General features: G+C 70.2%; 16 protein-coding genes. 14 read left to right on the top strand and 2 right to left on the bottom strand.

Annotated elements, in window-relative coordinates:
• Positions 1 to 109: 109 nt before the first annotated feature.
• Both ychF and ACIRB1_RS29095 read left to right on the top strand, forming a co-directional pair.
• On the top strand, positions 110 to 1,198 hold the full coding sequence (ychF, locus tag ACIRB1_RS29100) for a redox-regulated ATPase YchF (protein ID WP_352180828.1): 1,089 nt from the start codon (positions 110 to 112) through the stop codon (positions 1,196 to 1,198).
• 606 nt (positions 1,199 to 1,804) lie between these two features.
• Positions 1,805 to 2,437, top strand: a complete 633-nt coding sequence (locus ACIRB1_RS29095) for a hypothetical protein (protein ID WP_403467515.1) — start codon at positions 1,805 to 1,807, stop codon at positions 2,435 to 2,437.
• Positions 2,438 to 2,520: 83 nt separating this feature from the next.
• Here ACIRB1_RS29095 and ACIRB1_RS29090 read toward each other — a convergent pair whose 3' ends face one another.
• Positions 2,521 to 2,784, bottom strand: a complete 264-nt coding sequence (locus ACIRB1_RS29090; RefSeq protein ID WP_403467514.1) for a type II toxin-antitoxin system RelE/ParE family toxin — start codon at positions 2,782 to 2,784, stop codon at positions 2,521 to 2,523.
• Positions 2,777 to 3,046, bottom strand: coding sequence for a type II toxin-antitoxin system Phd/YefM family antitoxin (locus ACIRB1_RS29085; protein WP_352180825.1), 270 nt, complete (start codon positions 3,044 to 3,046; stop codon positions 2,777 to 2,779). The genes ACIRB1_RS29090 and ACIRB1_RS29085 overlap by 8 nt, the downstream gene beginning before the upstream one ends.
• 336 nt (positions 3,047 to 3,382) lie before the next feature.
• Here ACIRB1_RS29085 and ACIRB1_RS29080 point away from each other — a divergent pair, with 336 nt between their 5' ends.
• The 12 genes from ACIRB1_RS29080 to ACIRB1_RS29025 all read left to right on the top strand — a co-directional run bounded on the left by ACIRB1_RS29080 (position 3,383) and on the right by ACIRB1_RS29025 (position 15,807).
• Positions 3,383 to 3,877, top strand: coding sequence for a hypothetical protein (locus ACIRB1_RS29080; RefSeq protein ID WP_403467513.1), 495 nt, complete (start codon positions 3,383 to 3,385; stop codon positions 3,875 to 3,877).
• Positions 3,861 to 4,832, top strand: a complete 972-nt coding sequence (locus ACIRB1_RS29075; protein WP_403467512.1) for a bifunctional lysylphosphatidylglycerol flippase/synthetase MprF — start codon at positions 3,861 to 3,863, stop codon at positions 4,830 to 4,832. Before ACIRB1_RS29080 ends, ACIRB1_RS29075 begins: the two co-directional genes overlap by 17 nt.
• An 824-nt stretch (positions 4,833 to 5,656) precedes the next feature.
• Positions 5,657 to 6,787, top strand: a complete 1,131-nt coding sequence (locus tag ACIRB1_RS29070; protein ID WP_403467511.1) for an acyl-CoA dehydrogenase — start codon at positions 5,657 to 5,659, stop codon at positions 6,785 to 6,787.
• A 280-nt stretch (positions 6,788 to 7,067) separates the two neighbouring features.
• Positions 7,068 to 8,237, top strand: coding sequence for an SDR family oxidoreductase (locus tag ACIRB1_RS29065; protein WP_352180821.1), 1,170 nt, complete (start codon positions 7,068 to 7,070; stop codon positions 8,235 to 8,237).
• Positions 8,234 to 9,595, top strand: coding sequence for an aspartate aminotransferase family protein (locus ACIRB1_RS29060; protein WP_403467510.1), 1,362 nt, complete (start codon positions 8,234 to 8,236; stop codon positions 9,593 to 9,595). The genes ACIRB1_RS29065 and ACIRB1_RS29060 overlap by 4 nt, the downstream gene beginning before the upstream one ends.
• A gap of 110 nt (positions 9,596 to 9,705) precedes the next feature.
• Positions 9,706 to 10,173, top strand: a complete 468-nt coding sequence (locus ACIRB1_RS29055; protein ID WP_403467509.1) for a type II toxin-antitoxin system RatA family toxin — start codon at positions 9,706 to 9,708, stop codon at positions 10,171 to 10,173.
• A complete protein-coding gene (locus ACIRB1_RS29050) occupies positions 10,166 to 10,723 on the top strand; it encodes a flavin reductase family protein (protein WP_403467508.1) in 558 nt (185 codons plus the stop codon). Before ACIRB1_RS29055 ends, ACIRB1_RS29050 begins: the two co-directional genes overlap by 8 nt.
• Positions 10,720 to 12,075, top strand: a complete 1,356-nt coding sequence (locus ACIRB1_RS29045; RefSeq protein WP_352180817.1) for an FAD-binding oxidoreductase — start codon at positions 10,720 to 10,722, stop codon at positions 12,073 to 12,075. Before ACIRB1_RS29050 ends, ACIRB1_RS29045 begins: the two co-directional genes overlap by 4 nt.
• 71 nt (positions 12,076 to 12,146) lie before the next feature.
• Entirely contained in the window at positions 12,147 to 12,827 is a 681-nt protein-coding gene (locus tag ACIRB1_RS29040) for a methyltransferase domain-containing protein (RefSeq protein WP_352180816.1), read from the top strand.
• A 10-nt stretch (positions 12,828 to 12,837) separates the two neighbouring features.
• Positions 12,838 to 14,247 (top strand): cytochrome P450, encoded by a 1,410-nt coding sequence (locus tag ACIRB1_RS29035; protein WP_403467507.1) that lies wholly within the window; start codon positions 12,838 to 12,840, stop codon positions 14,245 to 14,247.
• 58 nt (positions 14,248 to 14,305) lie between these two features.
• Positions 14,306 to 15,322, top strand: coding sequence for a hypothetical protein (locus tag ACIRB1_RS29030; protein WP_403467506.1), 1,017 nt, complete (start codon positions 14,306 to 14,308; stop codon positions 15,320 to 15,322).
• Entirely contained in the window at positions 15,319 to 15,807 is a 489-nt protein-coding gene (locus ACIRB1_RS29025; protein WP_403467505.1) for an SRPBCC family protein, read from the top strand. Before ACIRB1_RS29030 ends, ACIRB1_RS29025 begins: the two co-directional genes overlap by 4 nt.
• Positions 15,808 to 15,856: the final 49 nt, after the last annotated feature.

Here is a 15,856-nt window from a genome sequence, read left to right as displayed (position 1 = left end):
GGGCGCGGCGTACGCCGTAGACTGGTGGATCGGCCCCCGGCCCCGGTCCCCGCGCCCCCGGCCGGCCCCTCCACTGCTCTCACGCCACTCACGTACGGGAAGTCGCAACGTGTCGCTCACGATCGGAATCGTCGGTCTGCCGAATGTCGGCAAGTCGACCCTGTTCAACGCCCTGACCAAGAACGACGTGCTGGCGGCCAACTACCCGTTCGCCACGATCGAGCCGAACGTCGGCGTGGTCGGCGTCCCCGACCCGCGCCTGACGAAACTGGCCGAGATCTTCTCCTCGCAGAAGATCCTCCCGGCGACCGTCGACTTCGTCGACATCGCGGGCATCGTGAAGGGCGCGTCGGAGGGCGAGGGCCTGGGCAACAAGTTCCTCGCGAACATCCGTGAGTCCGACGCGATCTGCCAGGTCATCCGCGCCTTCAAGGACGAGAACGTCGTCCACGTCGACGGCAAGGTCTCGCCTAAGGACGACATCGAGACGATCAACACCGAGCTGATCCTCGCCGACCTCCAGACCATCGAGAAGGTCCTCCCGCGCCTACAGCGGGAGTCGCGCATCAAGAAGGACATCGGCCCGAAGGTCGCGGCGGTCGAGGCGGCGCAGGAGATCCTGGAGAAGGGCGACACCCTCTTCTCGCAGGGCATCGTCCAGGGCTCCGGCAACGAGGAACTCCTGCACGACCTGCACCTCTTGACGACCAAGCCCTTCCTCTACGTCTTCAACGTGGACGAGGACGAGCTGGTGGACGAGGACTTCAAGACCGAACAGCGCGCCCTGGTCGCCCCCGCCGAGGCGATCTTCCTCAACGCCAAGCTGGAGGCGGACCTCGCCGAGCTCGACGAGGAGGAAGCGATGGAGCTCCTGGAGTCGGTCGGCGTCGAGGAGCCCGGCATGACGACCCTGGCCCGCGTCGGCTTCGACACCCTCGGCCTCCAGACCTACCTCACGGCAGGCCCCAAGGAGTCCCGCGCCTGGACCATCAAGAAGGGCGCCACCGCCCCCGAGGCCGCAGGCGTCATCCACACCGACTTCCAGAAGGGCTTCATCAAGGCGGAGGTCATCTCCTTCGCCGACCTGGTAGAGACGGGATCGGTCGCGGAGGCGCGGGCCAAGGGCAAGGCGCGCATGGAGGGCAAGGACTATGTGATGCAGGACGGGGACGTGGTGGAGTTCAGGTTCAACGTCTGAGCGGATGAAATAACACCACGTCGATGACGTGGCAAATATGCAGGTCAGGAGGGGTCGACTCCTCCGGGGGGGGCGGCCCCTTCGTCCATCCCGTGCTGGATCGGTGCTGGATTTCCTGACGCTCAGTCATTCTCGCTCGACCCTACCGGTGGGATCAGTGTGACCTGATTGGTTGTCTGCTCTCCCGGCTTCCGGCGTTGCCAGCGGCGTGCTGCCCTACTGGCCGCAGCTGTCGAGGCGGCAGCGATCAGGGTTGCAGGTAGCTGAGTGAGCAGGCCCTCGATTAGCAGTCGCTGTAGAGCCATGTCGCGTCCTCTCGCTCGGTGTTGACTCATCGAGAGTGACCCGCTGTACGTGCGGTTTTGACAGTTCTGAACAGCGTTGGACAACATCCGACGTCACTGGACGGGATCAGACGCGTGTTACGCGGAGTGGGCGAGGTTCGCGCCGGAGGGGGAGACTGTGGCAAGGCTGAGGGCGCCGGAGCTGCCGGATGGGCCCATGCGACGGCTGAATGAAGAGCTACATACGCTGCATCGGAAGGCTGGGTTTCCGTCAACGCGTGAGTTGGCCCGCAGGACGAACGGGATCGGCAGTCACGGGCGCGTGCACGACCTGTTCTCAAAGCCGGTGCTCCCCGACTGGGGTTTCCTCGCGCTGATCGTTCTGATCCTTGCTCAGGATATTGCCGGCTTGGAAGCCGAGCCTGAAGTGGCTCGGTTCCACATGCTGTGGGATGAAGCGGTAATCGGAGAGCAGGAGGATGTGTCAAGCGATAGTGCTGAATTTGCTGGGGCGGCTGATGCCGCAGATGCAACGCCGGTTGACCGGGACGACGATGTAACTCGTGCGTTTGCAGATCATGAAGACGCTGTAAAGCAGGCAGCTTCGGCTCTCGCTACTCGGCCGATTAACTCTTCCAGGAGGCCGTGGGGGCCGCCTCATGCGGATTCCCTGGGTGCTAGAAGGAATCTAGGGCGCTGCCTGTACTTTCTGTATGTCGATGCTGGCACGCCAACGTTCGCCGAGGCCATCGTTGCCATGGGCCTCAAGCCGAACACGCGCGAGACGCTGCGCAAGAACTTTATGCAGCCTGAAAAGTTCTCTCTCGGTATGCTGCATAAATTTGTTAGAGCACTGTCGGAGATGGCCCCCTATCAGGATCCCGAGCACATGGTTCCTGTCGTTACGTCGCTTTGGAACAGCGCTCAGTGGGAACGGAGTAATGGGATGGAGTGATTCCCACATGTGCAGGAGGCTCCATGGAGAGGTCTGTCCGTGCCGGATCTCTGCTGGATGTTCAGGCGCTGGATCAGTCGGGATCAGGTGTCGTAAACGGTGGAGCGATGCCCGACGTGGACAACCCACACCACGAGCTCTCCGTTGTCGATCGTGTAGACGACCCGGTAGTCGCCGACTCGCAGGCGACGGCGTTCTGGCTGTGACACGAGCGCAGTGGTGTTAAAGCCGAGGGGGTCGCTCTCCAACTCGGTGAGTTTGGCCAGGATGCGCAGGGCCATGTCGCGAGGGACCTTCCGAAGCTCGGCCTGTGCCTCAGGGCGGAAGACGGTTCGGTACTCACTCACCGCGTGCCAGCGTCTCCCTCATGACGTCCTCGATCGGGATGCCGGTTGTCGGGTTGGCCATGCGCTCGTCGATGATCCGGTTGATCTCGCGTTCTTCCCACTCCTGGTACTTGCGCAGTACCTCGATGGAGACGACGGCGGCCACCTCCTTGCCCCGACGCGTGATCACTGTGGGTACGTCGTCACGATCGGCGCGCTCCACGACCTCGGCGAGATGGGCGCGCAAGTCGCGGATGGACTCTATGGGCAGCGGCTGGGTCATGCACTCAAGGGTACTGAGTGTACCGTGTGTACACAACGGGGCGCCATGGCGGGCGGACGAGTCTTCTCGCGGTCGTGCGTGCTGGATGTGCTGGACGAACTTGCACCGTGCTGGACCGGTGCTGGATCGCAGCCCCGAAAACCACATTTCCGCAGGTGAGAGCTCTAAACTGCAGGTTCAGGTTCAACGTGTAGAGCACCACTGCCTGACGAGGCCGGAGCCAGTACCTGGTTCCGGCCTCGTGGTTTTATCGTAAAAGTTATTAATTCTGTATTTGTTTTCCTGTGAGGGTTTCCGTCGCTTCCCCCGTAAACAAGGGTGAAGGGTGGAGGGCGCATGGATGCGAAAAACAGATTCGAGACGAGAGCCACCTTCCTGTTGCTGCGGATGGAATGGCTGGGTGGTCTGGTCGTCTGTGCCGTGCTGGCCGTTCGGCACTTTTCGGAGATTCGGTGGGGGGTGTTCTTCTCCCTCTTCGTCGTCATCGACGCGATCGGTTATCTCCCCGGTGCACTGGCTTTTCGGCGGAGTCCGGACGGGCGGATCTCGCGCTGGTACTTCGTGGCGTACAACACCATGCACAGCCTGGTGACGGCGGGTGTCGTCGCCGGGGTGTGGGCGGTGCTGGTGAAGCCGGAGTGGGCGTTGCTCGCTCTTCCCCTGCATCTGCTGGGTGACCGTGCGCTGTTCGGGAATTCACTCAAACCTTTCGGGGTGTTTTTCGAGCCGCATCGGCATCCGGCGTACGGTGAATTCGAGCGGGTGTATGCGAATTCGGCCCGGAGGAATTCCGGTGAGTCCAGGAGGGGTGCGGATGCCGTCCGTCTTTGAGACCCTGGTCCGGCACAGTGACAATCCGAGTTCTTTTCTTGCCCTTAATCAGGGCAATGAGTACTTCCGGGATCCACGGTTCGACGGCACCTGTGTCTATCGGCGGTCGGGGCGGCACCTGTTGCAGTTCGCGGGCCCCTTCGCCGCGGAGGAGCAGCGGGCGGGCCTGCTGGACGCCTTCGCGGCGCAGGCACGGCCGCGGCGGCTGGTGGCCGTCCAACTTCAGCGGGCGGACGCGGAGTTGTACGCGGCGCACGGGTTCACGGTGAATCAGCTCGGGGCGTCGTACGCGGTCGACCTGGGCCGGTTCACGTTGCGCGGGTCGGCGTTCGTACGGCTGCGGAACAAGATATCCAGGGCCCGACGCGCCGGTCTCGCGGTGGTCGAGGCACCCTCCGTGGCCGACGACGAGGTGCGGAACGAGTTGGATCTGATCGACCGGGCGTGGCTGCGGGGCAAGGGCGGTGCGAAGGAACTGCGGTTCCTGGTGGGCGAGCGGACCGGGCTGGCGCAGCGGCACCGGCGGTTGTTCGTGGGGCGGATCGGTGGGGTGGCCGTCGGGTACATCAGTTACTCGCCGGTGTTCGGCAGCCGGCCGGGCTGGCTGCATGACCTCAGCCGGCGTTCTACGGACGCTCCGCCCGGGGTGATGGAGGCGCTGAACGCGACCGCGATGGAACGGATGTCCGCCGACGGCGCGGGGTGGCTGCACTTCGGCTTCACGCCCTTCACCGGTCTCTCCGACGAGCACGAACTGCCGTGTGCGAGCCGTACTTTCACGCGTTGCGTGCGGTTGCTCGCCCAGCACGGGGAGCGGATCTATCCGGCTGCGACGCAACTTGAGTACAAGCGGAAGTGGGCGCCCCATGTGGTGTTGCCCGAGTACATCGCCTTTCAAGGGAGACCTGGGCTTGCGGCGGTGTGGCAGCTGCTGCGGGCTACGCGGGCGGTGTAGGGCCGGGTGTGGGTGTGGGTGTGGGTGTGGGTGCGGTCGCCGGTGCCGGTGCCGGTGCCGGTGCCGGTGCCGGTGCGGGGGTGGCCGGGCGGCCGGTTATGCCGGTTTCGCCAGTTCCGCCAGTTCCGCTGTCCGGTCAGGCCTGACGGCCGGGCGGTGCTGCCGGTTGGCGGTCCCGCGAGCTTCGTCAGTCCTGCCTGTCCGGTCAGTTCTGCCGGTCCCGACAGCCCGGCCAGTCCGAGCGGGCCCGCCATAGCGCTGGGCCGTCAGCCTCTCCGTCCGACGAGTCCCGCGTGTCCGATCGGTGCCGTCATCCCGCCAGTCCCGCGCCTCCCGCCTGTTCGATCCGTCCCGCTATCCCGCTGTCCCGTTGGTTCCGCGCGTCCGACCAGCGCCGCGCGTGCGGCCAGCCCCGCCCGTTCGGCTACTCCCGTCCATGCGCCAGTCCCACCCGTCCGGCTGTTCCGTCGTCCTGCTGGTCCGACAGGCCCTGCGCGTGCGACCAGTCCCGTCAACCAGTCAGTCCCGCCCGTCCGATTGGTCCCGCTGTCCTGTCGGTCCCGCCGTCCTGTCGGCCCCGCTTGTCCGAGAGATTCCACCCGTCCGACCAATCCCGTCGCCCCGCGCTTCCCGTCAACCCACCCGTCCCGTCAAACCCGCCTGTTCCGTGAACCCGCCCGTCCGACCGCCCGTCCCATCACACCCACCCGCCCCGCGAACCCACCCACCCCGTCAAACCCACCCATCCCGCCATTCCCGCCACCGTCATCCCGTCCGCCGGACGGGGTTCAGCGCGACCGGGTCGTCCCGGAGCAGGGGAGCACATGAGGTTTCTGGAGCGCGAACGCGCCGTACTGACGAAAATGCTGCCGGGGCTCGACGAGAGTCTGCGGGCGGTGCCGCTCATGGAGTTGGAGAGTCCACGCAGTCCGGGTATCGGGCTCTTCCGGGACAGCGGGGGGCCCGGGCTCCTGGTGCCGGTCTCCTGCAAGGGGAAGGGGGCCGGCGCGCTGGACGCCCTGCGGGTGCAGCGTGCGCTGGGCAGCAGGTCGCCGTCCCTGGCGGTGGCCACCACGATGCATCACTTCTCCATGGCCACCCTGGTCGGCCTGGTCACCGACGGCGAGGGACTGGAGTGGATGCTCGTCGAAGGGGTCGCCTCCGGGAACCGCCTGGTGGCCTCCGGGTTCGCCGAGGGGCGGCCGGGCGCCGGCATCCTCTCGCCGTCGATGACCGCGACGGTGGGACCCGACGGGGTCCGGATCAGCGGGGTGAAGCGGCCGTGCAGCCTCGCCCGGTCGATGGATCTGCTCACCGCCAGTGTGCTGGTACCCGGTGAGCGTGGGGGGCGCGACGAGTTGGCGGTGGCGTTGGTGCCCGCCGAGAGCGAGGGCGTGAGCGTCAGCGGGTTCTGGTCCAGTTCCTTCCTCTCGGGGGCGGAGAGCGACCAGGTCACGCTCACCGATGTGCTCGTGCCGCCGGAACTGCTGGTGCGCACCTCCGATCTGGATGGGGGCCTGGACGAACTACAGACCGCGGGCCTGGTCTGGTTCGAGCTGCTGATGACGGGGAGTTACCTTGGGGCCGCCTCCGCGCTGGTGGAACGGGTGCTGCGCAACGAGCGGGTGCCCGAGTCCGAGCGGGTGCGGCTGCTGGTGGAGGCCGAGGGGGCGATGGCCGCCGCGGAGGGCGTCGCCCGGCGGCTCGACGAGGGCTGCCCGGACGAGTCGACGCTCGCCGACTCGCTGTACGTGCGGTACTGCGTCCAGGACGCCCTGGCCCGGATCGTCCCCCGGGCCGTGGAACTCCTCGGCGGCCTCAACTTCATGAGCTCGGACGAGGTCGGCCACCTCGCAGCCTGCGCCAACGGGCTCTCCCTGCACCCGCCCGCACGATCCAGGATGACCGGCCCACTGGCGACCCACCTGGCCGACGGCCCACTCACGATCGCCTGACCTGACCCCCGATCCGGCCCCGCCCAGATCCCGGCGCCCGCCTCGATCCCGGCGCCCGCCTCGATCCCAGCCCCGCCTCGATCCCGGTCCCCGCCCCGATCCCGGCCCCGCCCCGGTCCCGGCTCCCGCCTCGATCCCGGCCCCCCGATCCCGGCCCCGATCCCGGCCCCGGCCCCGGTCCCGGCCCCGGTCCTCGTCCTCGACCCTGTGCACAACTCCGCCCGCCTCCCCCCAAACGACCGCCCCCCAACACCCCTCACCCGACGGGAGTTTCCGAACCATGCCGCCAGAACCCACCGCTGCCACAGATCCCACCGATCCCACCGACCTCACACACCCACACCCACATCCCACCGTCCCCACCGCCCCACCCCCCTCGCCCCGCCCCCACAACCCCCGCCCCACCCTCCTCCTCACCGGCGCCGCAGGCGTCCTCGGCCGGGCCCTCATCGATGAGCTCTGCGACGACTACGACCTGATCTGCCTACGCCACCGCGCACCGCTGGACGACCCCCGGGTACGGGAGGTGACGGCCGACCTGAGAGCACCCGGTCTGGGGCTGTCCGCAGCCCAGCGGCTGGACCTCGCCGCCGAGGTGGACGTGGTCGTGCATTCCGCCGCCGCCACCAACTGGCGTCTTGACCCGGCCGACATCTGGCGCACCAACCTGGACGGCACCCGCTCGATGCTCGATCTGGCGGCCCGTGCCGACGCCCCGTTCTTCTACATGAGCACCGCCTTCGTCGCGAACCCGCTCGCGCCCGAGGAGCAGGAGCGCTTTCCCGGTGCGGCGGCCTACCTCGCGTCCAAGACGGCCGCCGAGGACGCCGTACGGTCGGCCGAGGTGCCCGGGGTGATCCTGCGTCCGTCGTTGGTCATGGGGGACTCGTCCACGGGCCGGATCGCGCGGGTGCAGGGTCTGACCAGGGCGCTGGGAGGGATCGTCAAGGGTCAGGTCCCGGTGCTTCCGGGTTCGCCCGGGACACGGATCGACATGGTGCCGCAGGATGTCGTGGCCCGTGCGGTGGGCGACCTGGTCAGGTCCGGGGTCGCTCGGGGCGAGTACTGGCTCACCGCCGGGCGCGAGGCCATCCTGCAACGGGAAGTCGTCGACATCTGCCTGGAGTTCGCCGGCCGGCACGGCGAACGACCGCACCCGCCGCGGCTGATCCCGGTGGAAGCCGTGCACCGGCTGCTGCTGCCGCTCCTGGAGGGCCCGTCCTTCCCCGCCCTGGTACGACGCCGGCTCCAGGACTACGCCGAACTGCTCCTCGTCTTCCAGCGCGAACTGCCCTTCGCCTCCGACCTCGGCACACCACACTGCGGTACGGCCCCCACCCGCGCCGCGATCCGCTCGGCGCTGACCCGCAACGTGGAGTGCTGGGCCACCGGCCGAGGGGGCCTACGGCGAGCGCGGACGACCCGGACCCCTGCGGAGCTGGCGTCATGACCGCGATGGAGACGGCGGCTCACGTGCCCGAAGCGACGGACGCCTCCACACCGGCACCCGCCCCCGCACCGGCACCCGCCCCCGCACCGGCACCCGCCCCCGCACCGGTACCCCCTCCCAGCCCCACACCCCCCACAACCGCCGAGCTCTACCGCCGCCACCTCGGCACCGGCCGTGCCGTCCTGGGCACGGTGCTCGGCGGAATGGCGGAGGTCCGCTCCGAGGGGGCCTGGGTGCATACCGACGACGGGCGTCGGTTTCTGGACTTCGGGGGATACGGCGTCTTCATCCTGGGGCATCGGCATCCGGCCGTACTCGACGCGGTGCGGCGGCAGTTGGACGCGCATCCGTTGGCGACCCGGGTGTTCCTCGAACCCGTTGCCGCGCGGGCCGCCGCCGCGCTGGCCCGGCGTACGCCGGCGGGTCTCGACCACGTGCATTTCGTCAACTCCGGTGCCGAGGCGACCGAAGCGGGGCTGAAGCTGGCCCGCGCTCATGGGCGCGACGCGCTGGTGACCACCGTGTCCGGGTATCACGGGAAGACCCTGGGGGCGCTCAGCGTCACCGCCAACTCCCTTTACCAGCAGCCCTTCGAGCCGTTGCTGCCGGACACCGCGCAGGTCGCTCACGGGGACCTGGCCGAGCTCGACACGGCACTCCGGGCGCGTCGGGACCGGGCCTGCGTGATCCTCGAACCGGTGCAGGGCGAGGGCGGGGTGCGTATCCCGCCGGCCGGATACCTCGCGGAGGCGGCCGCGTTGTGCCGGGTGTACGGCGCCTTCCTGATCGTGGACGAGGTGCAGACCGGGCTCGGGCGGCTCGGTACCTGGTGGGGTGTGGACCCCGAGGGTGTGGTGCCCGATGTCCTCCTGGTGGGGAAGGGGCTGAGCGGCGGGGTCGTACCGGTCGCCGCGATGGTGGCCACCGAGGACGCCTACGGTCCGTTCTCCCGCGACCCCTACCTCCACACCTCCACCTTCGGCGCCTCACCGATCGCCTGTGCGGCGGCGCTGGCGGCGGTGGAGACGATCGACCGCGAGGACATCGTGGACCGGGCCGCCGCGCTCGGCCGGCGGTTGCTCGCGGGGGTCGAGGAGATCTGCGCCCCCTACCGTGACCGCCTGGTGCGCGAGGTCCGCGGCAGGGGGCTGCTGATCGGCATCGAGTTCACCCGGGCCCAGGCCGTCGGCGAGACGCTGCTGGAGCTGGTGAGCCGCGGCGTCCTGGTCAACCACTCCCTCAACTCCACGCGCGTACTCCGGCTGACGCCCCCGGCGATCGCCGACGCCGACGAGACCCGGCTCTTCCTCGCCACCCTCGCCGAAGCCCTGAGAGCCGTACACACCCGACTCGCCTGAGACCGGTCACGGCATGGGCACGGCACACACTCCACTTACCACGGCATCCGCACGGCAGCACCCCTCCCACATCGGTCACGACCGCACCCCCCGTCAGTAAGGACGAACCCATGCGCCATGTGACAGTCCGTATGACAGCCCACGGCATCGACCCCTCGCACGCCTACCGCAGGATCAGCGACTTCGGCCGGTACCCCGAACTCACCACGACCGTCCGCGCGGTGGAGGTGCAGCCGCCGCGGCCGGACGGTTCCGTGGTCTCCGCGTGGACGGTCGCCTTCCGCGACGGGCTGATGCGCTGGACGGAACGCGACACCTTCTCGCCGGCCACGCTGTCCATCGCGTTCGAGCAGCTCAGCGGTGACTTCGAGCGCTTCGAGGGGAGTTGGGCGTGCGAGCCGCACCGCGACGGTACGACCGTCACCTTCCGGGCCTCGTTCGACCTGGGGATCCCCACGCTGGCGGAGATCCTCGACCCGGTGGCCGAGTCGACGTTACGCGCCAACATCGAGAAGATCATGCAGGGTCTGCTCGGCACGGTGTCACCGGCCGGTCTCGCTCCCGCCGCGCATGGCTGACCTCGCCCCGGCCCGGACGCGGGACCCGGGCGAACAACTGCGGGACGAGCCGGGCCCGGACACCGAGCACTGTCTGCGCCTATACGCGAAACTCGCCTCCGGCGTCACCGTGGTCACCGCCCAGGGCGGGAACGGCCCCCTGGGGACGACCGTCTCCTCCCTCACCTCCCTGTCGGCCCGGCCGCCCCTCCTCCTCGCCTGCCTGCGCAACGGCTCCCCGACCCTCTCGGCGATCGGCGGCCAGGGCGTCTTCGCGGTCAACCTGCTCCGGGACAGCCAGCTTTCGCGGGCCACCCGCTTCGCGGACCCGGCCGCCCCGCCCGCCGAACGGTTCCGCGAGGTCCCCCTCCGTCCCGTCCTGGGCGCCCCCGTCTTCGGCGACGCCCTCGCCTGGTCGGTCTGCCTGGTCGAGGACATCCGCCGCTACGGCGACCACAGCGCCGTCGTCGGACGGGTGGCCGTCGTACAGGTGGCGTCGGGCCGGCCGCTGCTCTGGCACGACCGGAGGTTCGGGTCGCTCTCCGGGGCCGCGGAAGGAGTGCCCCGGTGACCCTGTTCGCGCCCGGCACGCCCTGCTGGGACCCCGGTGACCCGGCCGGCGCCGGCGCGGCGGACCCGCTCCCCGCGGTCCACGGCGGGATCGACGCCGATGTGGCGGTGGTGGGCGCGGGACTCGTAGGACTGTCCACGGCCTATCACCTGGCGGAACGTCAGCCCTCCCTGGACATCGTGGTGGTGGACGCGCGGCGGCCCGCCGCGGGTGCCAGCGGGCGGGGTACCGGGCTGCTGGGTCCGCGCGTGGGGCCGCCGGTCGACCGGGCGGTGCGCCGGCACGGGGCCGCCGTCGCCCGCCGGATGCACCGGGCGAGTGTCGAGGCGGTACGACGGGTCGTGGACCTGTGCGACCGGCTCGGCGTGCCCTGCGCGGACGGGGAGCAGATCGTCGCGGCCCGTTCCCGCACCGGGCTCGCGTCCCTGGCGCGACAGGCCGCCGCCTACCGCGCCCTGGACCTGGACGTGCCCGTCCTCTGCGCCGCCGACATCCGGCGCCGGGTCGACGTGCCGTACCACGCGGGTCTGCTCCACCGGCATACGGCCACGCTCGATCCGGCCGCGCTGACGGCGGCGCTGGCGAGTGCCTGCGTGGCGAAGGGCGTACGGCTCCACGGCGGGAGCCCACTGCTGGAGGTGCGCGCCGGGGACGGACAGCAGCCCCAACTGCTGTTCCCTCAGGGCACGGTGAGGGCGCCGAAGTCCGTGCTGGCGGTGAACGCTGGGGTGGCCGGGCTCGGGCTGCCGGTGGGCACGGTGCTCGGGCTCGAGGTGCACGCGGTGGCCACCGAACCCCTGGGCCACGAGGCGCGGGCGCTCCTCGGGCACGGTGGCCCGGCGGTGATCGACGCGGTGCCGCTCGCCCCGTACTTCCGGCTCACCGCCGACGGTCGACTGGTGGTGGGAGGCGGTACCGCTCTCCGTCCGGACGGCGTCGGGCCCCGCCGGAGAGCCGTGCTGCGGGTGTTCGCCTTCCAGCGGCTGGAGCAGTGGCTGCGGGCGCTGCATCCGGCGCTGGCCGGGGTGGAGGTCACGCACCGCTGGGCGGGCGGGATCGCGGTGACGGCCGACGGCCTGCCCGTGGTGGGGCCGGTCCGGGGGCGGCCCGGGGTCTGGTACGCGGGCGGCTGCAACGGGCACGGCCTCGCGATGTCCGTGGCGCACGGCTCCTACCTCGCCGCCTCGCTGCTGGGCGACGCCGACACACCCGAGCCGCTGCCCTGGCACCGCTCCCGGGCACCCCGGCTGCCGGTGTCGGGACCGGCTAGGCCGCTGCTGCGGGCCCACCTGGCGGCGCTGGACCGCACCGCCCGCCGTGCGGCGGGACCCGCACTCGGACCCCGGGGGTGAGGAGCCGCGGGCCACCCGGCCGATTCCCCCACCACCACACGGACGCAGGGCCCACAGGGAAAGGAACACCAATGATCGGCACACTGCTGGCAAGGCCGCTGGAGCTCATGGAGGACAACTTCCGCAGGCCGACCGGGCGAGCCGGACGGTTCTTCGGGAATTTGATGGCGATGCAGCACCGGAGTCTCACCGAGTGGACGATCGAGCACATGGACGTGCGCGGCCGTCACCGTGTGCTGGACGTCGGCTGCGGCGGGGGCATGGCCGTGAAGCTGCTGTCGCGGCGGGCCGCGCAGGGATTCACCGCCGGGGTGGACTACTCGATGGAGATGGTCGAGCAGGCGGCACGGCGCAATCTGCCGGCCATCGCGCGCGGCCGGGTCGAGGTCCGGCACGGGGACTGCTCCCGACTGCCGTACGAGGACTCGTCGTTCGACCAGGTCTGCGCGATCGAGACCTTCTACTTCTGGCCGGACCCGCTGGGCGGCCTCGCCGAGGCGTACCGGGTGCTGAAGCCGGGCGGGCAACTGGCGATCACGCTGGAGATGAGCCGGGAGGCCGCCGACGACCCGTCACCGGTCCAGAGGTTCTTCGGCCGGCGCTTCACGGAACGCTCCGAGCGCGCGGGGCTGCACATCCTCTCCGGCGACGACCTGGTGGACCGGCTCACCAAGGCCGGGTTCCAGGACGCCCGGTTCGTGTCGGAGCCGCGCCGTTCGCTGGGCTGGGTCTGCGCGCTGGCGCGGAAGTGAGGGCGGGGCGATGACCGACGTACCGCACACCGGCGCGGGGACGGACGCGCCCAGGGCGGCCGGACTGCCCTTGCTGGGCAGCGTGCTGGACTTCCGGCGCGACATCCTCCGGGCCATGCACCGGGGGCGCACCGCCCACGGCGACCTGGTCCGCTATCGGCTCGGCCCGGTGACCGTGCACGGCGTGACCAGCCCGGAGCTGGCCGCCGACGTGCTGACCGACAGCGACCGGTTCGGGAAGCTCGGGCCGGACAACCCGCTCCGCCTCGTCCTCGGCGAGGGCCTGCTGACCAGCGACGACCACAAGAGCTGGCTGCGCAACCGGCGGATGATGCAGCCGATCTACACCAAGCAGGCCCTCACGGGCATGTTCGCGACGATGGGCGTCTCGGCGGCCGAGCAGATCGCGCACATGGCCGACCGCTACCCGACGGGCGCGGTGGTGGACCTGCACACCGAGATGATGCGGGTCACCCTCGACATCGTCAGCCGCTGCATGTTCAGCACCGATGTCAGCCGCACCCTCGCCGGGCTCGGCCCTGACGCGGTGGACGTCGCCATCACCTACGCCTTCGACCGGCTCCAGAACCCGCTCAGCCCGCCCACGTCCTGGCCGACCCCGCGCAACCGCCGCTTCCACGAGGTCATGCGGGGACTCGACGACCTCATCCACCGGATCATCGCGGAACGCCGCCGGCCCGACGCCCCCACCGGCGGCGGAGACCTCCTCGACATGCTGCTGGCCGCCCGCGACGCCGACACCGGCCAGGGCATGACCGACCGGGAACTCCGGGACGAGGTGATCACCACCTTCGCCGCCGGCCACGAGACCACCGCGATCACCCTCACCTGGGCCTTCTACCTGCTCTCCCGGCACCGCGAGGTCCTGGAGCGGGTCCAGGGCGAGGTCGACGGCGTCCTCGGCGACGCCCTGCCCACCCCCGACGACCTGGCGGAGATGCCGTACACCCTGCGGGTCTTCGAGGAGGCGCTGCGGCTCTACCCGTCGGCGCCGATCCTGCCCCGGCTCGCGCGGCGCGACACCGAACTCGGCGGCTACCGGGTGCCCGCCGGGTCACGCGTCCTGGTGAATCTGTACGACATCCACCGCCACCCCCGGCACTGGCCGGACCCCGAGCGCTTCGACCCGGACCGCTTCCTGCCGGAGAACGGCAAGGGGCGCCACCGCTTCGCCTATCTGCCGTTCGGCGCCGGGCCGCACCTGTGCATCGGGAAGCACTTCGCGCTCATGGAGGCGCATCTGCTGCTGTGCGCCCTGGTACGCCGCTGGGAGTTCCGCCATGTTCCCTCTCACCGGGTGGTGAACCACGCCACCATCACCCTCCGGCCGCGGTACGGAATGCTGATGACGATGCATCAGCGGACGCCCTCGGCCGCCCGGCCCGCCCATGCCCCATAGACCGCCGCCGCACGCGACCCTCGCGCCGGAGCCGACCGCACCCGGGAGAACGGACCTCATGAACGCCGACGCCTCGCTCCTCGACCCCGAGCACCTCAACAGGACCCGCTACTGGCCGGGCCAACGGGCCGGTCACTACGAGAGCTTCTACCAGCGGGGCAACCACCCCACGGAACCCCGCGCGTTCTGGATCCGGTACACCGTGTTCAGCCCCGCGGACATGCCCGAGGCGGCCATCGGCGAACTCTGGGCGATCTGGTTCGACGGGGTCACCGGACAGCATGTGGTGGCCAAGGAGGAACACCCCATCGCCGACTGCCACTTCAGCACCGACTCGTTCGGCGCCCGGGTCGGCGACCGCGTGCTGGAACCGGGCCGCCTCAAGGGTGAGGCACGGGGACCGGACGGCCGCGTCGGCTGGGACCTGACGTACACCGGGGGCCAGCGGCCGCTGTTCCTGCTGCCGCCGAGGATGTACACGGGCGGCTTCCCCAAGGCCAAGAGCCTCGTCGGCACACCGCTCGCCCGGTACAGCGGCAGCCTCGCCGTCGACGGCGAGGAGATCGACATCGACGGTTGGACCGGCAGCCAGAACCACAACTGGGGCAGCCGGCACACCGACCACTACGCCTTCGGCCAGGTCGCCGGGTTCGACGGGGAGCCCGACAGCTTCCTGGAGGTCGTCACGGCCCGCGCCAAGCTCGGCCCCGTGCACATCCCGCAGGTCACCTTCCTCGTGCTGCGCCACGACGACCGCGAGTACTCGCTCGTGTCCCTGCGTCAGGCGCTCACCGCCAAGGCCGACTTCGGCTACTTCTACTGGGACTTCGCCACGTCCGACGGCACCGTCGACATCCGCGGCCGGATGACCGCCCCCAAGGAACGGTTCGTGGGCCTCAACTACTACAACCCGCCCGGCGGGATCAAACACTGCCTCAACACGAAGATCGGCTCCTGCACGGTCGAGATCGCCAACCGGGTCACCGGCAGGCGCACCGCGCTCAAGACCGACAGCCGCGCCCTGATGGAGATCCTCACGGACGACCGTGAGCACGGCATCACCATCCGCGCGTGAGGAGCACCCCGGCCCCGCTCGGCGAGCGCGTCACCGTCCGGGTGCCACCGGACATCGCCTATGCCGCCGTGGCGGACGTGACGCGCATGGGGCAGTGGAGTCCGGAGGTCCGGGGCGCCCGTGTGCTGGGCGGCCCGGGGCCCGTGCGCGTCGGCACCCGCTTCGTGGGGCTCAACCGCGCCTCCTGGCTGCCCTGGGCCACCCTCTGCACGGTGGTCTCCGCCCGGCCGGGAAGCTGCTTCGCCTTCGAGGTCGGCTTCCTGGGCGTCGCCCTGTCCCGGTGGACGTACCGCTTCCGGGAGGTACCCGGCGGATGCGAGATCACGGAGGAGTGGCTCGACCTGCGCTCACCGGTCGCCGGCCGGCTGCTCACCGCCGTCAGCCCGGCGGTCACCGGCGTGGTCCGGCGCCGCGAGCGCAACCGCACGACGATGCGGGCGACACTGGCCGCCCTCCGGACGGCACTGGAGGGCGGCCGAGGGTGAAGCGGAGGCGGCCGGGACGGGTTCCCGCCGGGCGGTTGAGGCGGGGTGC

The organism is Streptomyces sp. NPDC096013 (assembly GCF_044763565.1).
GTDB lineage: Bacteria > Actinomycetota > Actinomycetes > Streptomycetales > Streptomycetaceae > Streptomyces.
This window is presented reverse-complemented; position numbering and strand designations above follow the sequence as displayed.